Below are 22,881 nucleotides of genomic sequence, written 5' to 3' on the forward strand. Positions count from 1 at the left end.
GAGAGGCCGGTTCATGAACGGTCAGCCCCGTGGATGGGGTGTGGCTACGCTCGCCCCAAGGAGCCTGGGGGAGACATGAGCACAGCTGCGGTGAGTCCCGAACTGGTGAGGGTTGCGCTCGGCGCGGCCAGTGGGACGGTGTTTGAGACGTTCGCCAACGCATACTTCGCGCCTCTGTTCGGGACGAGCTTCGTGCCGCTCGGCGGTGTGGCCGACGGGGGCGCCGATGCCTGGGACGGCGGACTGTTCGCGGACGAGCAACGGAGTGACGTCTTCTATCAGTCGAGCATCGAGAAAGATCATCGCGGCAAGATCAGGCGAACCGCGAAGCGCCTCGGCGAGGTCGGTCGAACACCTCGACAGATCGTGCTATTGACGCCGCACCATGTTCGCTACATCGACCGTGAGGAAGCCGACCTTACCCAGGAGCTTGACATTACAATCCGGATCCGCGACGGCGGATTCATCACAGCGCACATCAATGACACGGATGGCACTCGGGCCGCGTTCGAGCATCACCTCCGTCACTACACCGACTACCTTCGTGTCTTGGGTTCCTCCCGCCGGATACCAGAATCGGCGCATGTGAAGAGTCCCGCCGCCTACGTCTTCCTTGCGCAAGAGGTCGAACGCCGCTCAGGGCACCAGTCGCTCGTCGACGCGGTGACGGACGCGCTAGCTCTCTGGGGGCTGGAAGGCACTGACCCCGATGCCGGAATTCTGCGCACCGCCCCCGAGGTAATGGCGCGGATTACGGAAGCGATACCTACGGCCGCCTCGATCATCGAAGGTCGACTCGAACCTCGCTTGGTGGCCATGTCACGAAAGGACCGCCCTGGCGGACGGGCCGTGCGGCGGTATGTCAAGAGCGGAGAATACTGCCTGCCGTGGGAGACGCGTGAGTCGCTGCTCGAAGAGAACGCTAACGACGCGGCCTTGGTTGAAACGGTACTCGAGGGTCTTGAGGACCGCGCGCTCCATTCCGGTCAGGAAGTGGCGCCCGCGACGGCAAAGCTTGCTAGCCGTGTCGCATTAAGGGCGCTTCAGTACATCTTCGAGACCGAGGGTCTTGAGTTCGCTCGCTTCCTCGAGGCGGATGTGGGGGGGACGTACCCAACCGCAGCTGATTCGATAGCTCCCGCTCTCGATGCCGTCCGCGTCGACGGCCGGGTTCGTGCAGAAGTGGCTGACGCCGCTTTTGCGGCAGTGCGAGGCGTTCTCTACTCCTCGTCAGAGAGCGAGCGGTCCTACCTCAACAAGTTGGCGAAGACCTACGCGATCATGTTCACTCTGAACACGGAGCCGCGGCTCGTCCGCTTCTTTCAGGAGATGACGTCAGACTTTCGGCTGTACGTTGGCTCGGACCAGCTAATCCTTGCCATGAGCGAGTCGTATCTTGAGCCTGGTGACCGATCAACTACGAACATGCTGCGAATTGCGGCGGAGATCGGCGCGAAGGTCATCCTGACTGAATCTGCGGTCGAAGAGGTCGTGAGCCACCTCAGGGCTTGTGATCTTGAGTACCAGAATCACCTGTCGAGAGTCTCTTTGCCGCTCGGTTATGAGTTCATCCGCGAAGTGCCACATATTCTCCTGCGCGCATACCTCTACGCGAACGCGAACTTCGATCTCGGCGCGCGCCGGCCTAAAGCGTGGAACGCGTTCCTCAACGGCTTCTGCTCTCCCGAGACCGTTCACAGGTCGGTTGGGCAGGAGGATATTCGGAGCTACCTCCAGAACGCTTTCGGGCTTGAGTACGAATCCGAGGCGGACCTGCTTGCGCTTGTCGATGAGGAGGCGGTCGAGCTATTGGCAATGGCGCTCCAGGAGCACAAGAAGACCTATCGCTTGGCATACAATGACGCGTTGGTTGCACTCGCCGTCTACGGCCGTAGGAATCGGCGTCGTGAGAGATCCCTGAACTCGGAGTTTGGATGGTCAACATGGTGGCTGACGGGCGAGACGAGGATTCTCCAGTTCACTAGGGACGTGGTGCGGCAGAACGGAGGTCGATACATGATGCGGCCCGACTTCCTCCTGAATTATGCTGCACTCGCGCCGAGCGCCGCCGGCGTGCGGGAGGCATTCGCGGGTCTATTCCCAAGCATCCTGGGCGTCCATCTCGGCGGACGGATGCCTTCCGGAGAATTTCACAAACTCATCGATAAGGTGGAGGCTGCCGAGAGGCTCGAACCGGCTCGACGTGCTGTGGAGATGGCCAAGCTCTCCGACAAGTTGAAGAGCGACTTCGGCAGAAGCTACGCCGGCACGCGCGTCGGCTAGGCGGTACGTGTTTCGTGCTAGAGGCAGTTCAACCTTTCCTCGCCACCGATGTGTCGGCGCTGCCGGCAGGGCCGAGGAGGAGCCATGGTGAACAAGGACCGGAAGGCGCTCGACCGGATCTTCGACCCTGACGAGTACCTGTGCACCTGGAGCGTCCCGGACGGCAACGGCGGCTGGCGCGAACTGTCGGGGAGCGTGGACGCGCGAGTGAACCGTCCTCCGCGAGGCCAGGTCTACGGCGACGTGCCGCTCCACAAGAGCTCCGCGACGGCTGGCCAGACCGTCTTCGCCTTTCCGCAGCGCGCCGAACTCCCGGCGCTGCGAGCGAGCCTCGCCAACGGTGGCACCCTGATCCTCCTAGACGCAGAGATCTTGTACTGGAGCCCGGGGTCCGGGGACGTGACCGGCAGCGCTGCCTTGCTCGTTAAGGGCAGGGGGTTCTTCGACCTGATGAAGGACGGCGTCGAACCTGCGGAGCAGCCGGCGCCCCGGCTGGCGGGTGCGCGCATCCAGATTGCCGCCCTCGACGCTGTCGGCGGTACGGCGCCCATTGACCGGGTCACTAACCCTGCGATCCCCGGCGCACCGAAGGGGCAGTGGACCGCGCACACCAACCCGGATGCCGACGTCGAGTGGACGTCGGGCGGTGCGACGCTCCGCGTGGGCTATGCGGGCCGGATGCGCGCGATGGACGCGTTCGAGTTCGGCCTCCGGTTCAGCCCTGTCGCCACCCTGCAACTTACGGACGGGGTGACGTTGCGCGAGCTGGTGGACAACTACGTCGAGCCGCTGCGCAGGATCATTGCCATTTCGACAGGGCGGTCCCGGGACCTGACGTACCTTGCGGTCGAACTCGACGGCGAGAAGGGCTGGTTCCAGGTCTTCGGGTCCTTGATCACCCAGGAGCCGTACGAGTCATCCTCGAAGGCGGTCAGAGACGTTTCCACCGCGGTCAGGGCACACATGGACGAGCTTTCCTTGCTCGACCTCATCAACCGATGGCCGCCAGCTGCACGCCGAGCACCACCCGCTAGTCGAGACCTACGGCTCGATGCTGCACGGAGCCGACCAGCACCCGAGATCGCGCTTCCTCCTCCTTATCCAGGCGCTCGAGGGGATGCACGGCGCCGAGACACGTGAGCTGTACGACCCAGCGGGTGGCGAAGCACGCGGAGCGACAGGAGACGGTGCTGGCGAGGCTGAAGGACTTGACCGACGACGACCTGTCTACCCAGGACCGTCGCTTCATCAAGGACAACCTCCAGAAGAGGCCGTCGAGCAGCCTGGACGGCGCCCTCGTCAAGGGCCTGCGCGCGTCGGGGCGCGCGACCTCTACCTCTGACGCGCTGCGGCACGTTCGCAACGACCTCGCCCACGGGAACCGCGGCTACGCGTTCGACGAGCTGGATGAGGTCGTCGCGGTGCTCGAGCGGATCGTGCGCGGCCACGCACTGCGACTGCTTGGGTGTCCGGACCTCGTGGTTGCCCGGGTGTTCGACGGGGATTGACGGGCCGCCACCCGCTCGTTCGAGGGAAGAACGAGAGAAACGCCCGAACGCCACGCGCCCTGTCCAAGGCACAGGGAGCAGCGTCACCTAGTAGGAATCTGCCGACCGGTGGCCGGGGTGTCGTTCGGGGCCTGGGCGCGCCACTCCGTGATGTCCGGTGTTCCCCCGCCTGGGCGCCGACCCTGACGGGCTGGTGTGCTGACCTGCCAGCAGAACCGGCTACATGCGGATCCGGTCGGGTTCCGTCTCCGCGCCGGCCAGGTGGATTCTCCCCACCGCCATGCGTTCGGCTGTCTCGGCGATCTCGAGAGCGAGCTTCACCACGGGCGGAGCGGCTGCTGCGTCCTGGCCGAGCTTCGAGACGAGCACGGGGGTCAAGACCTGGGCGACGGCCACCTTCAGGTTCCTTCCCCACCGAAGCCTCCCGAGGGCGACGCCGAAGTCCTTGCGGCCTGTGCGTGCGTACTCGACGGCGTCGAGTACTTCGGTCCGCAGATCGGCGCTGTCGTCGATGTGATCCGGGCGCACTGCAAGCAGTGCGTCGACCAGTTCGCCGTCCGTGAAGTTCGCCATCTCATAGGTTCGGGCGTCTGGCCAGACGCGGACTTTCAGCAGCTCGTCGAGTTCCTCGTCCCTGATCGCACCGCCCTCTTGCCGCTGGACTTCTTCCCGGATCCTGTTCCGGAGTTTCCAGACGGTCTCATCCCGCTTCTCGGGCGACCACACGTTCTCGGGGTCCATCACGACGAAGATCGGCGTGGGGTTGCGCTCGAGGATCTGGCGGTCGGGAAGCACCGCGCGAATCTGGGGTGCGAGGAACCCCGCGAGCTGGTGAGGCCGGTCTCCCGAGGTCTGCTGGTTGACCACGCGCACCCGCTGGCCCAGCCCCAACTCCTTCAGGAGAGCGGTCATGTGCTCATGCTCCGTGGCGCCTTCGACGACGACCACGACGAGCGGATGGGGCGAGACCGCCAGTTGGGTGAGAGCGTGGTCAAGGGTGAGCGCCGTCGAGTCCGTCGCGCCGATCCGGTCCATGAACGGGTGCCAGAAGTCGCCCGCCGGCTCCGGGAGCGGGAGCAGGTCTCCCCGTTCGGCCAGTTCCTCGTGCGCGCGCAGCAGCACCTCGGCTGCGATCCTCTGCCAGACGGCCTGCAGGGCCGCACCCTTCAACTTGAACCAGCCGCGGTGATTAGAGTGGCGGACGACTTGCCACCAGCCACCGAGCGGGTCGTCGTGATGGGCGATGCTGAGCAGCCAGTTCGCCTGCTCTTGGAGCATTGTGGGTCGGCTGCCCACAGCGGCGAGTCGAGCAGAGGCATCCAGGGCGCGGCCGGCACGTCGCTGTTCAGCGAAGGTTGATCCTGACGGCGCCGTCCACTTCCCGACGATCGCCGGGAAGAAGCGGTTGGTGAGCGCCTCTAACGCGATGTGGAACGACCGTTCCTGAACGGCGGCGAGTCTTGCTGCGTCCTCGTCGAAGAAGCCCCCTCGGCGGTTTGACAGCGTCTGGAGTGCGCCTCGGAGGGCTAGCAACTGCCAGCACGAGAAGAGCCGCTCTCTCGCCGCGGCGCTGTCGGGGCCGGTGGGGCAGGTGCACGGGTCGATGAGACGTCCGCCCCGTGCGGGCTCGGCAGCGAGGGTCCTGGCATCGTCGTCGGCCTCGACGCTGGGATCGTTTGGTTCCTGGGCACGGAAGAAGGGGACGAGCAGTCCTAGTCCCTCCAGTTCCTGCAGGGTGCCGTCGCTCAGTCGATGGCCCCAGGTCTTCGCCTCGCGGCGGAACTCGCTGCTGGTCATTAGCCGTGTTTGTGTGAACGTATGCGGCAGTTGGAGCAGCGTCAGGGTGCTTACAACGGCGTCATCACGGGTCGGCGTCGACACGGTCGAAGCGTAGGGGAGGAATGCCATCTGGTCAGGGCGTGTGCGTCACACGGCGTCGTCGACGGCGTGGTTACTCTTTGGACAGACCGCCCCGAGAGTGGCCGATCGGGTGGTCAGCGGGCTCCGATCGCTGACTCCTGTGATTCACCGGAGCCCCCTGTAGTGCCCGGAAGGGTCGCGGCGCTTGATGCATCGGGTCGAGCGTCGAGTCGATAGACCCAGCCCAGTCGGTGTCGTCGGCCGCGTCCGTCGGCCCGAGCATTCGCGTCAGCACGTTCTCCAGTCGCGTACTTGGAGGACCGGCGTGGCACTTCCAGACCGTCTGCGATGTCTGAACCGCCGCGGCCTCCACGGGAGCCGGGGCGGTTCATACCGCAACGGCGACGCTGGATGCGAGGATCCGAGCCTCCCGGTCCAACGCGTCACCGATCTTGGTCGCTTCAAGAGGTCACCGAGGGAAGTGTCGAGTGCACCCTCGTGCACTCGGGACACGGGTCCTTCGAGGCGGGATCTTGCGTAGGCACGAAGAAGACACCACACAGCGCCCGCAGACCGTCGCCCTCCACCGACGCCCGAGCGATGTGACGCTCGTGCGTGAAGTGGCTCACAGCGCCGGGCTCAGCCGGAAGTAGAACGTCCGTCGCGACGCACTCGTTAAGCCGGGTTAGGCGCTGAGCCGTGACGCCGCGGTCACACATAGTGGAGAAGGATGAGTTGGAGCTGGCGTCCCAGTCCTGCACCGGCGGAGCAAGGGAAGTTAGGACGCGCGTGGCCAGGAGCCAGTACTCGTCACTCCCCGGGCGCTGGATGTCGTTGAACTGAACGACGAGTTCCTCACAGGTGTAGTCCGGACCGGCCAGGGTCGCCCATGACAGTTGGACCCGCATGAACTGGTCGCGCCCGCGCAGCGCCGGGACGTCCATGCTCGCCGTCCCAGTGGTGAGCGCGACGGCTAGAAGGTCGGCGGTCACCTGCTGCAGGGCTAGCTCGGCGCGCAGGACGGCCGCCGCGGCGGTCTCCCGCTTGAGCAGCCGGATGTCATCGTCAGACGGCAACAGGCTCGGTGCCCGCTTGTTCGCGACTCGAGCCTTGAGGACCTCGTAGAAGTCGTCGTTATCTTGGTGGTTGCCCTTGGACAGCCCGGCGGCGACGATCCAACGAACGCCGTCGGCGTCGGTCCACACGCCAGCACGCCACTGCCCGCATCGCACTTCCTCGAGCTGGAGCTGGCCCGAACTCGCGATCACGTCGTAGTGAACGTCCTGAGCCGGGTCCGAGCCGAACTGCTCTGCTGCCTTCGCTAGCAAGGGGTGAGGAAGCTCGGCGATCGGCGACAGGCTCGCCCACTGGCCGACGGCAATCTGCCGCCGCGGCCACGGGCTGCTCCAACCGTCGGCAAGCCCGCGCAGCACCTCGAGGGTGGCTCGAGCTCGGACGTCGTGCGGCACAACAAGTATCTTGCCAGGCGGAACCCTGCGCCACGGCCGAGCGATCGCCGTGGCGCAGGATGCGGTGCGTTCCGCCGAACCGCATGCGCGCTACAACTCGTCAGCGAGGCTCTCGATGACGCTGGCGCGGGTTTCGTCCGCACGCGCGAAGCGCTCAGCGAGCTGGCGTCGAGCCTGCTGACGTCGCACTTCGAACTGCACGACGTCAGCGAGCAGCACTCGACGGTCGCGGCCGACGTGGTGTGCGGGGATCTCACCGGAGTCGATGAGTTTGTAGATGTGCGTGCGGCTCATCCGCAGGCGCTGAGCGACCTGAGTCGGAGTGAGCTCCGCGTCGCTCGAGAGGATCGCTAGGTCGGTACCGGCGCTGACGCTAGTGGTCAGGGACAGCAACACGTCACGGAGCTGAGATTCGGGGAGTGCGTCTGCGAAGCCGCGTAGGGCTTCGATCTGGTCGGGGGTCGTCTGAGCTGCCTCGAGCTCGATGATCGTTGCCACGATGCCCTCATCGCTGATGTTTGTCATAGATGATGTAGATGTCGCAGATGACACTACCGGCATCTGTCCACCGGTGCCACTTCGATCACCCCAACGGGCGCTGCAGCCGGAAGCTGTGCTCGATGCAGCTACCGCGGTGCGCGTCTACACGCATCCAGGCCGACGCGCGCGCATCTGGTGCGCCGCGGTGCAGGTGTGACGCCCGAGCCGGCAGTGACGCACCCGAGTTTCGCCCCGATCGCGCTCGCCATCTATAGAGCGTGCGGCGGCTTCCTGTCGGCCACGCTGATGGATACCTCCATAGGGTCGCGGTGGTGTGGATGGTGATCGTTGGTCGCTCCCGCTGGCGTGGTCAGCGCGTGGTCAGCGGGTGCTCCGAAACGGGGTCACCACACGAACTACCCGCATGTAGTTCCGCAGGTCAGCGCGTTATCCACAGACCAAGATCGAACTCCTAAAGCGGGTCTCGGCAGTTCGAATCTGCCCAGGCGCACAGGGGCGTCAGTTCAACTTGGGGCCTCCGTGCCGGAGCTCGCGAGAGCAGGCCACGGGCGGAGCGTCACCGGTGTAGGCGCGTGAGGCGCTTCGGCACGGCGGGGTCGCGTCATCGCCGCTCGCGAAGACGACGCTTCGCCGGATGCAGGCTGACGCGTCCGGGGTCACGCTAGGCGCATGACCGGCCGGTTCCTCGAGCCCTCCGCGCCCAGGGCCCCCACGGCGCGCGCGTGACCGCGGACGTGGCGGTCAGCGGTGGCGTCCGTCTGCGCGCTGCCTACCAGCCGATCGTCAACCTGCGGTCCGAGGCCGTCGTCGCCGTCGAAGGGCTGATCCGCGGCGAGCGGGACGACGTCGCGGTGTCGCCGGCCGACCTCTTCGGCGCGGCGAAGCGCGCGGGTCCGTCGGCGCTCGTCCACCTCGACGAGGCGTGCATGCGGTGCGTGGTGCGGTCCGCGTCGGGCGTGGGCGCCGGCGCGACGGTTTTCGTCAACGTCGAGCCCGCGACGCTGGCGGCACTCTCCCCCGACGTGCTCGCGGAGATAGCCGCGGTCTTGCCCCCGTCGGTACAGGTTGTCGTGGAGGTCACCGAGCGGGACCTGCTCCGCCAGCCCGCCCGTCTGCTCGCGGGCATCCAGCGGGTGCGGGAGCTCGGCTGGCGCATCGCGCTGGATGACGTCGGCGCGGAGCCGGCCGCGCTGGCGCTCATGCCGTTCCTTCGTCCGGACGTCATCAAGCTCGACCTCGCGCTCGTCCGCGGGCGGCCCACCCTCGGCGTCGCCGCCATCGTCAACGCGGTCCAGGCGGAGGCGCAGCGCTCCGGCGCGCTCGTCCTCGCGGAGGGCATCGAGACCGAGGCGCACCTGCAGCGCGCTCTCAGCCTCGGTGCGACCCTCGGCCAGGGGTGGCACTTCGGCCGTCCGGGGCCGCTGCCGAAGGGTTGGCGCGGTGAGCTGCGGTTCCCGCCGGCGCCTGCGCCGGCACCGCGCGCCGGGACCGTCTTCGACCTCATCAGCGCGACGGTGCCTTCGCAGCCGACGACGCCCTCGCTCCTCGGCCCGCTCACTCGGCAGCTCGAGCGGCAGGCCATGCTGCTGGACGAGATGGCAGTCGTGCTCGCCTCGTTCCAGGACGTCGCGTTCATCAGTCCTGCGGTGCTGCGGCGCTACGAGCTGCTCGCCCGGATGAGCGCGCTCACGGTGATGCTGGGGCCCGGCGTGCCGTCCGAGCCCGTCCCCGGCGTGCTGGGCGTGGCGTTGCACGAGGACGACCCGCTGAGCCAGGAGTGGGTGGTCACCGTCGTGTCGCCGCACTTCGCCGCCGCGGTCGCCGCTCGGGAGCTGGGGGCCGGCGACGGGCTGGAGCGCCGGCTGGAGTACGTGCTGACGTACGACCGGGATCAGGTGGTCGCGGCGGCCGGTCTGCTGATGTCCAAGGTGCAGGGGCAGTCGGCGGCTCGTCGATCACTCGAGCCTGAGCACGCCGGTCGGGATGCCGCGGCGGCGGGCACGTCCGGTCGGCGTCCCGCCGCGGAGGGTGTCGCGTCGCCGCCAGCCGGCCGGCGGTGGGGCGTGCCGGAGGCGGCGCTGCCTGGACTTCTGACCCGGGCGATCTCGACCGCCAGCAACGGCATCGTCATCGCCGACGCGCGCGCCCGTGACATGCCGCTGGTCTACGCCAACGAAGCGTTCGAGCGGCTCACCGGGTACTCGCAGGAGGACGTCGTCGGCCGGAACTGCCGACTGCTGCAGGGACCCGGCACGGACCCGACGATCACCCGGGTGATCGCACGCCGCCTCGTCGCGGGCCGCGGCGCGCGTGCGACGTTGCTGAACTACCGCCGCGACGGCGGGTCGTTCTGGAACGAGCTCACGATCAGCCCGGTGCACGACGAGCATGGCCGCCTCACGCACTTCATCGGCAATCAGGTGGACGTCACCGAGCGCGTCGACCGCGACGAGCGCACCGCGTTCCTGGCGTACCACGACTCGTTGACCGGCCTGCCGAACCGCGGGAACGTGCTCGAGCACCTCGATCTCGAGCTGCGTCGCGCTGCGCGGTCGGGCGCGCGTGTCGCCGTGGCGTTCGTCGACCTCGACCGCTTCAAGCAGATCAACGACGATTTCGGCCACGCGGTCGGGGACCAGGCGCTCATCGCCACGGGTCACAGGCTGCGGGAGGCCGTGCGCTCGGGCGACATGCTGGCGCGGCTCGGCGGCGACGAGTTCCTGCTTGTCCTCGGCGGTCTCTCGCGCGCGGACGACACGTCCGTCCAGCACGCCGTCGAGCGCGTGCACGTCGCGCTCGACGCGCCGCTCGCGCTGGCCGGGCGGACGGTTCGCCTCAGCGCCGGGATCGGCTTCGCCCTCTTCCCGGACGACGGTGCCGACGCTGCGACCCTCATCGATACGGCGGACGCACGCATGCTGCGCTCCAAGGCGACGTCTGCGCGCGGCACCGAGGCGCGCTGACGCAGAGCGCGGTGACGTGGGCGGCGCTGTCTCGACGCGCAGCAGGAAGGCCTCGTGGACATGGGTGTCGACCAGGCGGGCTGCGAAGAGCCCGCCTGGTCGGCGCGTCTACCGGTAGAGGCGGACGTCGGCGATGCTCCACCAGTTGCCGGCGCTGCCCGTGCTGCTGATCCGCAGGTGGCGAACCGGCGTCGTGCGCAGGTCGACCTGGGTGAGCTGGCCCGTCCCCGTCCCGGTGGCGACCGTCCGCCAGTGGCGGCCGTTGGTGCTGACCTCGACCTCCCAGGCCCGTGCGTAGTCACCGAGGTTGTCCCCGCTGTCGACCGCTACTCGACGGATCGGCTGCACGCGGCCGAGGTCCACCTGGAGGTACTGGCCAGGCTCCTGCGCCTGCCCGCTGGACCACCGCGTCGAGCCGTCGCCGTCGACGGCCAGGTGCGCGTCGCCGGGGTTGGAGCTCGCGGTTGCCGTCGCACCGTCGGTCGGCAGCTCGCGCATGGTCGGCCTCAGGCTGCGGTGCTCGGGCCACGTGAAGGTGGCCAGGGCGCCCCCGGGCAGCGTGTACTCGAGGTACTGGTCGCCCACGGCGATGGCGAAGGACCGCGGCTCGTCGTTCTCGTTGTGCACGACGACGGCCGTCGACCCGTCGGGGTTGCGGAAGGCGACGTCCATGATCTGGCCGTTCCACCCCGTCGTGCCGTACGAGGTGCTCGCGATGCGTCGGGCCCCGGGCTCCACGAACTTCGACAGGTGGCCGATCGTGTAGTACTCGGCGTCGGCGCGGACGGTGCCGTCGTCCAGGACGGTCACCAGGCCGGTGCAGGTGCCGCAGCCGCCCAGGTGGGGACCGCCGTCCTCGTCGAGGGCGATGTTCCAGTTGACGACCGACTTCGCCCAGTTGCGGGGTGTGCCGATCGTGAGCGTGCGGGCGTGCCAGGTCAGCGTGCCGCGGAAGACCTGCTCCGGGGTGTCGTCCGGGCCGTGGGACCCGGAGCACTCGGTGAACCAGATGTCCTTCCTCGGGTATGCCTCGTGAAGAGCCGTCATGGCGCTGGGGTCGCCGGAGTAGCAGTGGAAGGCGGTGCCGGCGATCCACCGTGCCGCGCGGCTGTCGAGCACCTGGTACGGGTAGTCGGGCTCCGGGGCCTCGCCCGGAGGCGTGTTCTCGAGGTCGTTGGGGTGGGTGGCCCAGTTGTGGTCGTACGCCACGATCTTGGTGCGAGGGCTGGCCTTCTTGAGCAGCGGGCCGAGGGCCTCGATGACCGCGATCTGCTGCGCGACCGGCATGTCCGTGCCGGGGTAACCGTCCGGCGCACGGTGCTGCGGTTCGTTCTGGACGGTGAGGAGGTCGATCGGGACGCCGGCCGCGGCGTAGGCCTCCACGAACCGCACGAGGTAGCGGGCGTAGGCGTCGTAGATCGCGGGGTCGTCCTTGAGCCGGCCGCCGAAGACGGTCTCGTCCTCCTTCATCCAGGCCGGCTGGCCCCAGGGCGTCGCCATGACGGTGAGCTCGGGGTTGAGCTGCTTGGCCTCCCGCAGGAGCGGCAGGATGTGCTCCTCGTCGTGCGCGATGGAGAAGTGCTCGAGGTCGAAGTCCGTCTCCCCGGGCGGCATGTCGTCGTAGCTGTAGTGCTGCGGCTCGGCGGTGAAGTCGGACGAGCCGATCGGCTGGCGCAGGAAGCTGATGCCGATCCCCTCGTCGGGGTCGAACAGCGAACGCATGGTCGCCTCGCGCACCTCGGGCGACAGGTCCGACAGCAGGTGCGCTGAGGAATCGGTGATCGACGCGCCGAAGCCGTCCATCGTCTGGAACGTCTGCGTCGGGTCCACCGTGATGGTCGTCAGCGGCGAGGTGCCGCGACGGAACGCCACGGGATCGCGCTGCTGCAGCGTCTCGGAGCGGTCGACGGTGGTGACCCAGACCTGGGCCTCGGGAGCTGAGCTTGGTCGTCGCTGCGCCTCGGCAGCGGTGGGTACGGCGGTCGCGCCGACCGCGACGGCTGCTGCCGTCGCGAGGGCCAGGACGGTTCTCCTCATCGGGACTCTCCATCGAGTGGTTCGGGTGAGGTGATCGGGGTGACGCCATGCCGCACGACGATGTAACATCTGAAACATGTGTGGCAACGCGCGCCGGAAGTCCAGAACACCGCGCCCCACGGGCGCTGTCAAGAGCACGAACAGGGCCGCGCTCCACCGGCATCTTGCACGCACATCCTGTAACAACGGCTGTAACGCTCGATGAGCGACCGCCGCGCCACGGTGCGCGAGATCGCCGCGGAGGTAGGTGTCTCCATCGCCACCGTCTCCAGGGTGCTCAACGGCCAGGACAACGTTGCAGCGGCCACGCGCGCACGGGTGGAGCAGGCGCTCGCCGCTCGCGGCGAGACCGGCCCCGCGCCCCGCCCGCGCCCGGGCGGGCGCGGAGGGCCGGTGCTCGTCCGGTGCCCGTACGTGCTGAGCGACTACTTCGGCCTCGTCGTGTCCTCCGTCGCGGAGACCCTCGAGCTGCACGGACGCACGGTCGTGCTCGACGCCGGTGAGGCGGCACAGGCGCGCGACGTCCTGACCGCGCTGCCGACCCGGCCCGTCGCCGGCGCGGTCCTCGTGCTGCCGCCCGAACCGGGGGACCGGCTCGCCGACCTGAGCCGCCGCGGCTTCCCGTTCGTGGTCGTCGACCCGCGTACCGCCCCACCGCGGGACATCGCCTCGGTCGCCGCCGCGAACGTCGCAGGAGCGCGCGCCGCCACGGCCCACCTGCTCGAGCTCGGTCACCGCCGCATCGGCCTCATCGGCGGGCCGCAGGAGTGGCTCGCCGGCAAGGACCGCTTCACCGGGCACGCCACGGCGATGGTCGACGTCGGGGCGCTGCCCTCGCCCGAGCTGACGCGCTTCGTCCACCCGACCACCGACGACGGGTGGCGCGCCGCCGGCGAGCTGCTGGATGCGCCCGACCGCCCCACCGCCCTCGTGTGCTTCAACGACAAGATCGCCGTCGGCGCCCTGCACGCTGCCGCCGAGCGCGGCCTGCGCGTCCCCGACGACCTCTCGATCACCGGCTTCGACGACAGCGACATCAGCCTGGCCACGCAGCCCCAGCTGACCACCGTCCGCCAGCCGCTGGAGGAGATGGGACGCATGGCCGTCGGCCTGCTCATCCGCCTCATGGACCGGCACAAGGTCGAGGCCCTGCACGTCGAGCTAGCGACCGAGCTCGTGGTCCGGGGCTCCACGGCGCCAGCGCCCGCCGTTCGATAACGCTTATATTGAGCATATTGATATGGCGCTCCGGTAGGCCTAGGTTGGCTCTCGTCAACGACGACCACCGACGAGGAGCACCGTGGCTCTCTACGACCGTGACGCCTGCGAGGCGCTCACCGCCGCCGTGACCGACCGGCTCGGCGCCGACGTCGGCGCGGTCTTCCGGACCGGCTTCTTCGACACCCTCGACCGCACGGTCACCCTGGGCGAGCGCGGCGCGTTCGTCATCACCGGTGACATCCCCGCGATGTGGCTGCGCGACTCCACCGCCCAGCTCGGCCCCTACCTCCACCTCGCCGGCGAGGAGCCGCTGCTCGCGGCAACCATCGGCGCGGTCGTCACGCGCCAGCTCGACCTGCTCCTGAGCGACCCGTACGCGAACGCCTTCAACGACGGCCCCACCGGAGCCGGACACCAGGACGACCTCACCGACATGGGGCCGGGCACGTGGGAGCGCAAGTACGAGGTCGACTCCCTCTGCTACCCGCTCCAGCTCGCCTACGACCTCTGGGCGGTCACCGGCCGCGTCGAGCACCTCGCCCGGTTCGCCGAAGCGGCCCGCCTGGTCATCGCCATCTGGCGCACCGAGCAGGACCACGAGCAGCGCTCCACCTACGCGTTCCAGCGGCTCCATGGACCCGCGAGCGACACGCTCACGCGCGACGGGCGCGGCGGCCTCGTGGCGCCGACCGGCCTCACCTGGTCCGCCTTCCGTCCGAGCGACGACGCGTGCGCGCTCGGCTACAACGTGCCGGGCAACGCCTTCGCCGCCGTCGTCCTCGGCCACGTCGCCACGCTCGCTCGCGACGTGCTCGACGACGACGCCCTGGCCGGCGCGGCGGACGAGCTGCGGCGCGAGATCGAGACCGCCCTCGCCGCGCACGCCGTCGTGCGGCACGACGGCGAGCTGGTCTACGCCTACGAGGTCGACGGGCTCGGCGGCGCCAACCTCATGGACGACGCCAACGTCCCGAGCCTGCTCTCGCTGCCCCTCATCGGCTGGTGCGCCGCGGACGACCCGCTCTACCTCGCCACCCGCGCGCTCGTGCTGAGCCCGGCCAACCCCTACTTCTACGAGGGGACGGCGGCCCGCGGCATCGGCAGCCCGCACACGCCGGCGGGCAACGTGTGGCCCATCGCGCTCGCCGTGCAGGGGCTCACCGCGACCGACGAGGCCGAGAAGGCGCGCCTCCTCGAGCTCCTGGTCCGGACCGACGGCGGCGCGGGGCGCATGCACGAGTCCTTCACGTGCGACGACCCCACGCAGTTCACGCGGCCCTGGTTCTCCTGGGCGGACTCGATGTTCTGCGAGCTCGCGCTCGACGTCGCGGGTCTGCGCACCTACCGCCGCACGTCGGCGACCGGAGGGGTGAGGGCATGACCGTCGCCACCCTCGGCCGGCGCTCGCCGACCAGGACCGCAAGAACCGCCACGACGCGCGCCCAGGCCCGCAGCGGATGGCTCTTCGTCGTCGTGCCGCTCGTCCTGTTCGCGGTCTTCATCCTGCTGCCGGTGCTCATCGCGTTCATCCTCAGCTTCACCGACTACGCGATCATCGGCGACACCGCCTGGGTGGGCCTGGAGAACTACGGGCGCATCCTCGGGGACCCGTTCTTCTGGATCTCGTTGCGGAACACCGCGTTCTACACCGCGCTCTACGTCCCGCTCGGACTCGTCGTGTCGCTGGGTGCCGCGCTGCTGCTCAACCGCAGCGTCCGTGTCGCCCGCCTGTTCCGGACGCTCTTCTACATCCCCGTCGTCTCCTCGACCGTCGCCACGGCCGCCATCTGGTTCTGGCTGCTCAACCCTCAGTACGGCCTCGTCAACGCGGGCCTCGGGGTGTTCGGTATCGAGGGGCCGGCGTGGTTGTACGACGCGCAGTGGGCGATGATCGCGATCGTCCTCATGAGCGTGTGGGCCGGCTTCGGCGTCAACATGATCATCTTTCTGGCCGGCCTCCAGGGCGTCCCCGTCGAGCTGGTCGAGGCCGCCAAGCTCGACGGCGCGGGCCCCTGGCGCGTCTTCTTCCACGTCACGCTGCCGGCGCTCTCGCGGACGATGTTCCTCGTCGTGACGCTGCTGATCATCTCGGCGTTCCAGGTCTTCGACCAGGCGTACGTCCTCACCAAGGGCGGCCCGGCCAACTCGACGCTGACCTTCGTCTACTACATCTACGACCGCGGGTTCGGGCGGCTCGAGATGGGCTACGCCGCCGCCCTGTCGTTCGTGCTCTTCCTCATCATCATCGGCTTCTCGGTCGTCAACGCCCGCATCACCAACGCGAAGGCGGTCTCCTGATGAGCGCTGGAACCCTCGTCCCCGGCATCACGCAGGGCGCCGACGCCGCCGGGCCGCCCGACGCACCCCGGCCGCACCGCGGGGGGCGCCGTCCGCCGACGGCGCGCCGCGTGATCGGCACCTCCGCCTGGTACGTCGGCGTGATCCTCGTCAGCGTCGCGACGGTGCTGCCTCTGGTCTGGACCCTCGCGACGTCGTTCAAGCCCGGTAGCGAGATCCTGTCGAACTACCTCCAGCTGCTGCCCGACGAGCCGACGCTCGACAACTACCGCGAGGTGTTCGCGAGGACCCCGTTCGCCCGGTACCTCGTCAACTCGTTCGTCATCGCGATCGGCGGCACGATCACCAACGTCGTGCTCGGGAGCATGGCCGGGTACGCCCTCGCCAAGCTCAAGTTCCAGGGCCGCAAGGTCGCCGTCGGGCTCATCCTCGGCTCGATGATGGTGCCGGCCGTCGTGACCATGGTGCCGACCTTCCTCATCCTGCGGTTCTTCCCGCTCGTGGGCGGCAACGACCTCACGGGCCAGGGCGGCATCGGCTTCATCAACAGCTACGCGGCGGTGCTCATCCCGTTCGCCGCCGGGCCGTTCGCGCTCTTCTTCATGCGGCAGTTCTTCCTCACGCTGCCGGACGAGCTCGGCGAGGCGGCCCGGATCGACGGCGCCTCGGAGGCCCGGATCTTCTGGCAGATCTACCTGCCGCTCGCCCTGCCCGGCGCGGCCGTGCTCGGCGTCCTCACCTTCCAGGCGGGGTGGAACTCGTTCCTCTGGCCCCTGATCGTGCTGAACGACCCCCAGATGATGACCGTCCAGGTGGGGCTCGCGTCGTTCATCAACGAGTACGAGACCGCGTACGGCCCCCTCATGGCGGGCACCGTCATGGCGACCCTGCCGGTCCTCCTGATTTTCGTCTACGCGCAGCGCCACATCATCCAGGGCTTCGCGACGTCCGGCGTGAAATGACCTCCCGGTCGGCCTCGGCCGACCGGCCGCACACAGACCCACCCCTCATCCCGACCGACCGCCGCGGGACGTCCACGGCGCGCACCCACCCAAGGAGATCCCCTCATGAGCACAGCCCGCAGGGCCGCCGGCACCGTCACCGTCGGCCTCGTCACGGCCTTCTCCCTGATGGCCTGCTCGAGCGCGTCACCCGGCTCGTCGTCGGGCGACGACGGCGACCGCGGAGACGGCGGCCCGGAGGCGGTCACGTTCTGGGGGTCGTGGTCGGGCGACCAGATCGACCAGCTCGACGCCCAGGCCGCGGCCTTCAACGAGGCGCAGGACGAGTACGAGGTCACCTACGTGGCGCAGGAGCTGGTGGAGGAGAAGCTGCTCACCGGGCTCGCGTCCGGGCAGGTGCCCGACGTCGTGCTCTGGGACCGCTATCAGACGTCGCTCTACGTCCCCCGCGGTGCGCTCGCCCCGATCGACGACCTCATCGAGCGCGACGGCGTCGACGTCGGCCAGTTCTACGAGCAGGCGATGGGCGAGATGGTGGTGGACGACCAGACCTACGGCCTGCCGCTCCTCGTCGACAACCGCTCGCTGTTCTTCAACCCGACGGTGCTCGAGGAGGCAGGCCTCGAGCCGCCGACGACGTGGGACGAGCTGCGGACCGTCGCCGCCCAGGTGACGCAGCGCGAGGGGGGCAGCCTCTCGCGCGCCGGGTTCTCGCTCGGCGACCCGGGCCTGTTCAACATGTGGCTGCGCCAGGCGGGCGGGTCCATGTTCAGCGAGGACGGCACGACGACGGCCTTCAACAGCCCCGAGGGCCTCGAGGTGCTCGAGTTCTGGCAGAGCATCCTCGACGACGGCACCTTCGAGCTCGGCTTCGGCGAGGGCGTCGACGCGTTCGCCGAGGGCGACCTCGTCATGAAGTACGACGGGCCGTGGGCGCTCTCGGGCCTCGACGCGGCCGAGGTCGAGTACGGCATCGTCGAGCCCGTCGCGGGCCCCGACGGCGACAAGGCCGCGGGCATGGGCGGCTTCGGGCTGGTCATCCCGGAGGGCGCCCCGAATCCCGAGGGTGCCTGGGAGTTCATCAAGTGGTGGACCACCCAGCCCGAGAACGGCGTCTCCTTCGCCGAGATCTCCGGGTGGATCCCGGCCAACGTCGAGGCCGCCAACGACCCGTACTTCACCGACGACCCGCGGTACGCCGCGTTCATCGCCGCCATGGACTACGCGACGGTGCGCTCCCGGGTCGCCGGCGCGTCCGACGTCGAGGGCAAGGCCCTGATCCCGGCGCTGCAGAAGTTCATGGCCGGCGACGCCACCGCCGAGGAGGCGCTCGCCGAGGCGCAGCGGCTGGGCGACCAGATCCTCGCCGACAACCGCTGACCGACCCAGCGCGCCGACCGGCGCGCGCACCGACCCGCCCGCTGCCCGCAGCGGGAGCCGCACCGGCTCCCGCTGCGGCGGCCGGCACCCGAGCCCGCCGCGCCGCGCGGGCGGCCCGACCGGAGAGCTGAACCATGACCACCACGCCCCCTGCCCCCACGTGGGACCGCTACGCGGACCTCGCGCACGACGGGCTCGAGCGGTTCTTCGGCACCGAGCTGCCGCAGCTGCTGAACAACACCTACCCGAGCGCCCCGGGCGACAACGAGACGTTCAACTACTGGTGGCTCGCGCACGTGCTCGACGTGCGCCTCGACGCCCACCTGCGGACCGGCGAGCCGGCCCGCCTCACGCAGGCGGTGCAGACGCACGGCAACCTCGTCGAGCGCAACGGCGGCTCCCTGTTCAACGACTACTTCGACGACATGCTGTGGTTCGCGCTCGCGACGCTGCGCCTGTGGCAGGTCACCGGTGAGGCGCGGTACCTCGACGAGGTCCGCGCGATCTGGGACCACGTCATGGAGCACGGCTGGAACGACGACGGCGGCACGAGCCTCGCGTGGCGCAAGCAGCAGCTCTACTACAAGAACACGCCCGCGAACGGGCCCCTGGCCATCCTCTCGGCGCGCCTGCACGAGGTCGACGACGACGCCGTGGATGGCGTCGCGCGGCCCTACCTCGCCACCGCGCGCACGGCGTTCGACTGGATCACCGCGACGCTCGTCGACGAGACCGGCTTCGTCGAGGACGGCATCAACCGCGAGCAGGACGGGCGCATCGACACGCAGTGGCGGTTCACCTACAACCAGGGCCTCTACGTGGGCGCGGCGGTCGAGCTGCACCGCGCGACCGGCGACGAGCAGTACCTGCGGGCCGCGGTCCGGACGGCGAAGCGCGCGCTCGAGACGCTCGCGACCGACGGCGTCTTCCGGGACGAGGGCGAGGGCGGCGACGAGGGCCTGTTCAAGGGCGTCTACTACCGCTACCTCGGGTGCCTGCTCGACGTACTGCCGCCGGACGACGACGCGGCCGGTCGGCTCCGCGAGTTCGTCGCGACGAGCGTCGGCGCGCTCATCCGGACGTCGGGCCGCGAGGGCGTGATCCTCGCGGGGGACGACTGGACCGCGCCGCCGTCGGGCACGCTGCGCTACTCGACCCAGCTCAGCGCCATCATGGCGCTCGAGGTCGCCGCCCGGCATCGCGTCGGCGCGGATCCGCAGGCGACCGTCGCCGTCTGAATATTCTGAATAGATGCAGTCTCCCCAGGTCGCGGGCGCGCTCTACCGCCACGTCTACGAGAGCCTCCGCGCGGAGATCGAGGCCGGGCAGCCGCCGGTCGGCGAGCGGCTGCCGTCGGAGGCGCACCTGACGCGCCGCTTCGACGTCAGCGTGATCACGGTCAAGCGTGCGCTCGACATGCTCCGCGCGGACGGCTTCATCCTGCGCCGGCCGCGCGTCGGGACGGTGGTCGTAAGCGACGTCGCGACGGCGCCGTCGACCGGCGGGCCGGTGCAGCAGGGCATCCCGTCGGTGGGCTGCGTGCTGACGAACTTCGACGACACGTTCGGGACGCACATCCTCGGCGGCCTGCTCGACGCGTCGCAGGACGCGGCGAACCTCGTGCTCAAGCGCAGCATCGGGGACCCGCGGCGCGAGGACGAGGCCGTGCGCGGCCTCGTCGCCGGCGACATCCGGGCGCTCATCCTCGAGCCGGCGTCGTCGGAGTACGTGCCGCCCTCGGTGCTCGAGCTGGTCACGCGCGGCTTCCCCGTCGTCATCCTCGACCGCAGCTTCGACGGGGTCCCAGTCTCGACGGTGTGCTCGGACAACGTGGACGCGGCGAAGCGGGCGACCGAGCACCTCTTCTCGCTCGGGCACACGCACGTCGGCCTCGTGTCGTCGTCGAACCGCGTCAGCACCGTCGAGGACCGCACCGAGGGGTTCGTGCGGGCGCACGCCGAGTTCCACGTGCCGCACCAGGCGCAGAACGACTTCGACCGGGTCGGGTCCACGATCCCGGGCAGCGCACGCTCGGCGGAGGACGACGTCGAGGCGCTCGCCGAGTACCTCGCGGAGCACCCCGCGCTGACCGGGCTGGTCGCCACGGAGTACGCGATCGCGAACCTGCTGCGCGACGCGTGCGCGCGGCTGGGCCGCTCGGTGCCGGGGGACCTCTCGATCGTGTGCTTCGACCACCCCGATCCGTTCCCGCGCTTCCTGCCGCGGACGACGCACATGGCGCAGGACCAGGAGCGCATGGGCGCCTCGGCCCTCGCCCTGGCGCTCGAGCTGCTCGGCGGGGACCGCACGGTCCGCAAGGTCGTGCTGCCCACCGAGCTCGTGCTCGGCGACTCGACCGCACCTCCACCGGAGCGCGCCGCCTCGTCGAGCGCCGCCGCGGGGGCGTAGAGGCGCACGGACTGCTCGGTCCGCTTCGGCTCGTCCTGGACGTCTCCACCGGGCCTGACCGGGCCGCGCCCGTGGGTCTGCCCCCGCGCGATCCGTGGGTCTGCCCCATGGGACGGGAGGCGGCCCGTCCCTAGCGTTCACGGCATGAGCCAGTACCCCACGACCACCGCCCCGGCGCCGCCCGCGCCCCTCCCCGGAGGCGGACCCGCGCCGGTGTCCCCGCCGACGCCGCGCTCCCTCGCACCGGACCTGGCCCGCGGGATGCTCCTGCTGCTCATCGCCTTGGCCAACGTGTGGGGCTATCTCTGGTCCGACGCGGGTTCGGACGCGGCCGGCGGGCGGCCCGTGGGCGGATCGCCGCTCGACCACCTCGTCGACGGCGTCACGACGCTCCTGGTCGACAGTCACGTCAAGCCGATGTTCGCGATCCTCTACGGCTTCGGGCTGGCGACCATGGCCGGCCGGCTCGCCGCCCGGGGCGCGCACCCCAGGACGACGCGCGGGGTGCTCGGACGCCGCGGCGTCGCGCTGATCGTGCTCGGGCTCGTGCACGCGACGCTGCTCTACGGCGGCGACATCCTTGCGCCGTACGGCGCCGCCGGCCTGCTCGCGCTGCTGTTCCTGCACCGGTCGCGCGTCGCCCTCGCGTGGTGGTTCTGCGTGGCGTACGGGGTCTCGATGAGCGCGGGTGCGGTCGCGCTCCTCGCGCCGTCGGACCCGGGCGGGGCGAGCGGCGCGACCGAGCCGACGACGACCACCTACGTGACCTCCGCCGTCGAACGCCTCACCGCGACGGCGACCGTCACGTCCCTGTACACGCTCACGTTGATGTTCGTCCCGCACCTCGTGGTCGGGATCCTCTTGGCCCGCGCCGGCTGGCTCACCCGACCGGCCGAGCACCGACGTCGGCTCGGGCAGGTCGCCGCCGTCGCCGCCGCCGTCAGCCTGGTGGGCAGTGCGCCCTACGCCCTCGCCGTCGCGCAGGTGTGGCACCCGGACCACACCGGTCTCGCGGTCGCCGAGCTCGTCCACCACGTCAGCGGCGACGTCATGGGCCTCGGCTACGTCTGCCTCTTCGGCTGGCTCGCGGCAGTGTGGAGCGGCCTGCCGCGGCGCGGGCCGGTGGCGGCCGTCACCGCCGTCGGCGAGCGGTCGCTCACGTGCTACCTGCTCCAGTCCGTGATGTTCGCGCCGCTCCTGAGCGACTGGGGGCTGGGGCTGGGCGAGCACCTCTCGACCACGCAGGCGGCCGTCCTCGCCGTCGCCGTCTGGCTCGTCACCGTCGCGGTCGCCGTCGCTCTGCAGCGCGCGGGCCGGCGTGGTCCGTTCGAGGTCGCGCTGCGGCGGATCGCCTACGGTCAGGCCCATGACCACCGGTGACGCCGCCGCCGACCTCCGCGTCGTCGCACCGGCGTTGCTCGGCGGCCACGACCTGCTGCGTGCGCCGGTGTCGTCGGCGACGTGGCGAGCGGTCTCCCAGGCGTCCGTGGGCTCGGTGGTCCTCCTCCTCGCCGCGGCGATCGCGCTCGCCGTCGTGCCGGTCTCCGTCGGGCTGCTCGTGATCGGTGTAGGGATGCCGCTCCTGCTGCTCGTCCTGGTCGCGAGCGCGCCGGTGGCGGCCCTCGAGCGGGCCAGGCTGCGCGCGCACCTCGGCGTTGAGATCGCTCCACCCGCCTACGCCCCGCGGGACCCGCGGGCGACGCGGTGGTGGCGGGGCTGGGGCCGCGTGGCCGTCGACCCGACTCGCTGGGGGCACGTCCTCTACGCGGTCGTGGGGTGCGTGCTCGCCACGACCCAGCTCGCGGCCGTGACGGTGATCGGCGGCGGCGGACTCGCGCTGGTCGCGATCCCCGCGTACCGGTCGCGGACGGGGGCCGGCGTGCCGACGGCCGCGCTGGTCGTCGTCGGCCTCGCCGCGGTGTGGCTCGCGGCCGTCCTCGTCCAGCTCGTCGCGCTCGGCCAGGTGCGGCTTGCGCGCGGCCTGCTCGGC

At 69.9% G+C, this 22,881-nt stretch carries 17 protein-coding genes; 13 read left to right on the forward strand and 4 right to left on the reverse strand.

Annotated elements, in window-relative coordinates:
* The first annotated feature begins 75 nt into the window (after window positions 1-75).
* From ICW40_RS03415 to ICW40_RS03425, 3 genes are all read left to right on the forward strand, one after another.
* Complete coding sequence (locus tag ICW40_RS03415) at window positions 76-2,283, forward strand: hypothetical protein (protein WP_221652424.1); 2,208 nt, start codon at window positions 76-78, stop codon at window positions 2,281-2,283.
* Window positions 2,284-2,367: 84 nt separating this feature from the next.
* Complete coding sequence (locus tag ICW40_RS03420; RefSeq protein WP_221652425.1) at window positions 2,368-3,423, forward strand: hypothetical protein; 1,056 nt, start codon at window positions 2,368-2,370, stop codon at window positions 3,421-3,423.
* A 17-nt stretch (window positions 3,424-3,440) separates the two neighbouring features.
* Complete coding sequence (locus ICW40_RS03425; protein ID WP_221652426.1) at window positions 3,441-3,791, forward strand: hypothetical protein; 351 nt, start codon at window positions 3,441-3,443, stop codon at window positions 3,789-3,791.
* A gap of 219 nt (window positions 3,792-4,010) precedes the next feature.
* Here the strand turns inward: ICW40_RS03425 and ICW40_RS03430 are convergent, their stop codons facing one another.
* From ICW40_RS03430 to ICW40_RS03440, 3 genes are all read right to left on the reverse strand, one after another.
* Entirely contained in the window at window positions 4,011-5,672 is a 1,662-nt protein-coding gene (locus ICW40_RS03430) for a hypothetical protein (RefSeq protein ID WP_221652427.1), read from the reverse strand.
* A gap of 440 nt (window positions 5,673-6,112) precedes the next feature.
* Window positions 6,113-7,120, reverse strand: coding sequence for a DUF3039 domain-containing protein (locus tag ICW40_RS21405; RefSeq protein ID WP_221652428.1), 1,008 nt, complete (start codon window positions 7,118-7,120; stop codon window positions 6,113-6,115).
* Between the two features lie 90 nt (window positions 7,121-7,210).
* Window positions 7,211-7,645 carry a helix-turn-helix domain-containing protein gene (locus ICW40_RS03440; RefSeq protein ID WP_221652429.1) on the reverse strand — a complete coding sequence of 145 codons (435 nt, stop codon included), beginning with the start codon at window positions 7,643-7,645 and terminating at the stop codon, window positions 7,211-7,213.
* A 698-nt stretch (window positions 7,646-8,343) separates the two neighbouring features.
* On the opposite strand from ICW40_RS03440, the gene ICW40_RS03445 reads away from it, so the two are divergent.
* A complete protein-coding gene (locus ICW40_RS03445; protein ID WP_221652430.1) occupies window positions 8,344-10,584 on the forward strand; it encodes a diguanylate cyclase domain-containing protein in 2,241 nt (746 codons plus the stop codon).
* A 108-nt stretch (window positions 10,585-10,692) separates the two neighbouring features.
* Here the strand turns inward: ICW40_RS03445 and ICW40_RS03450 are convergent, their stop codons facing one another.
* A complete protein-coding gene (locus tag ICW40_RS03450; RefSeq protein WP_221652431.1) occupies window positions 10,693-12,621 on the reverse strand; it encodes a discoidin domain-containing protein in 1,929 nt (642 codons plus the stop codon).
* 201 nt (window positions 12,622-12,822) lie between these two features.
* On the opposite strand from ICW40_RS03450, the gene ICW40_RS03455 reads away from it, so the two are divergent.
* The 9 genes from ICW40_RS03455 to ICW40_RS03495 all read left to right on the forward strand — a co-directional run.
* Complete coding sequence (locus tag ICW40_RS03455; protein ID WP_221652432.1) at window positions 12,823-13,839, forward strand: LacI family DNA-binding transcriptional regulator; 1,017 nt, start codon at window positions 12,823-12,825, stop codon at window positions 13,837-13,839.
* Between the two features lie 82 nt (window positions 13,840-13,921).
* Entirely contained in the window at window positions 13,922-15,223 is a 1,302-nt protein-coding gene (locus ICW40_RS03460) for a glycoside hydrolase family 125 protein (RefSeq protein ID WP_221652433.1), read from the forward strand.
* Window positions 15,220-16,140 carry a carbohydrate ABC transporter permease gene (locus ICW40_RS03465; RefSeq protein ID WP_221652434.1) on the forward strand — a complete coding sequence of 307 codons (921 nt, stop codon included), beginning with the start codon at window positions 15,220-15,222 and terminating at the stop codon, window positions 16,138-16,140. The genes ICW40_RS03460 and ICW40_RS03465 overlap by 4 nt, the downstream gene beginning before the upstream one ends.
* On the forward strand, window positions 16,140-17,102 hold the full coding sequence (locus tag ICW40_RS03470; protein ID WP_221652435.1) for a carbohydrate ABC transporter permease: 963 nt from the start codon (window positions 16,140-16,142) through the stop codon (window positions 17,100-17,102). The genes ICW40_RS03465 and ICW40_RS03470 overlap by 1 nt, the downstream gene beginning before the upstream one ends.
* Before the next feature lie 105 nt (window positions 17,103-17,207).
* Window positions 17,208-18,482, forward strand: coding sequence for an ABC transporter substrate-binding protein (locus ICW40_RS03475; RefSeq protein WP_221652436.1), 1,275 nt, complete (start codon window positions 17,208-17,210; stop codon window positions 18,480-18,482).
* A 134-nt stretch (window positions 18,483-18,616) separates the two neighbouring features.
* Window positions 18,617-19,720, forward strand: a complete 1,104-nt coding sequence (locus ICW40_RS03480) for a glycoside hydrolase family 76 protein (protein ID WP_221652437.1) — start codon at window positions 18,617-18,619, stop codon at window positions 19,718-19,720.
* Window positions 19,721-19,733: 13 nt separating this feature from the next.
* On the forward strand, window positions 19,734-20,891 hold the full coding sequence (locus ICW40_RS03485; RefSeq protein WP_221652438.1) for a GntR family transcriptional regulator: 1,158 nt from the start codon (window positions 19,734-19,736) through the stop codon (window positions 20,889-20,891).
* A 144-nt stretch (window positions 20,892-21,035) separates the two neighbouring features.
* Window positions 21,036-22,271 carry a DUF418 domain-containing protein gene (locus ICW40_RS03490; protein WP_221652439.1) on the forward strand — a complete coding sequence of 412 codons (1,236 nt, stop codon included), beginning with the start codon at window positions 21,036-21,038 and terminating at the stop codon, window positions 22,269-22,271.
* Window positions 22,258-22,881: sensor domain-containing protein (locus ICW40_RS03495; protein ID WP_221652440.1), on the forward strand; the 624-nt coding region annotated here is incomplete at its 3' end. The genes ICW40_RS03490 and ICW40_RS03495, both read left to right, overlap by 14 nt.

Source organism: Actinotalea ferrariae (assembly GCF_019733465.1).
In the GTDB taxonomy this organism is placed as follows: domain Bacteria; phylum Actinomycetota; class Actinomycetes; order Actinomycetales; family Cellulomonadaceae; genus Actinotalea; species Actinotalea ferrariae_A.

Bases quoted from the DNA above. Each gene is read 5' to 3' on its own strand.
- ICW40_RS03415 (WP_221652424.1), top strand. From the start codon at position 76: ATGAGCACAGCTGCGGTGAGTCCCGAACTGGTGAGGGTTGCGCTCGGC.
- ICW40_RS03420 (WP_221652425.1), top strand. From the start codon at position 2,368: ATGGTGAACAAGGACCGGAAGGCGCTCGACCGGATCTTCGACCCTGAC.
- ICW40_RS03440 (WP_221652429.1), bottom strand. From the start codon at position 7,645: ATGACAAACATCAGCGATGAGGGCATCGTGGCAACGATCATCGAGCTC.
- ICW40_RS03450 (WP_221652431.1), bottom strand. From the start codon at position 12,621: ATGAGGAGAACCGTCCTGGCCCTCGCGACGGCAGCAGCCGTCGCGGTC.
- ICW40_RS03455 (WP_221652432.1), top strand. From the start codon at position 12,823: ATGAGCGACCGCCGCGCCACGGTGCGCGAGATCGCCGCGGAGGTAGGT.
- ICW40_RS03465 (WP_221652434.1), top strand. From the start codon at position 15,220: ATGACCGTCGCCACCCTCGGCCGGCGCTCGCCGACCAGGACCGCAAGA.
- ICW40_RS03470 (WP_221652435.1), top strand. From the start codon at position 16,140: ATGAGCGCTGGAACCCTCGTCCCCGGCATCACGCAGGGCGCCGACGCC.
- ICW40_RS03475 (WP_221652436.1), top strand. From the start codon at position 17,208: ATGAGCACAGCCCGCAGGGCCGCCGGCACCGTCACCGTCGGCCTCGTC.
- ICW40_RS03480 (WP_221652437.1), top strand. From the start codon at position 18,617: ATGACCACCACGCCCCCTGCCCCCACGTGGGACCGCTACGCGGACCTC.
- ICW40_RS03485 (WP_221652438.1), top strand. From the start codon at position 19,734: ATGCAGTCTCCCCAGGTCGCGGGCGCGCTCTACCGCCACGTCTACGAG.
- ICW40_RS03490 (WP_221652439.1), top strand. From the start codon at position 21,036: ATGAGCCAGTACCCCACGACCACCGCCCCGGCGCCGCCCGCGCCCCTC.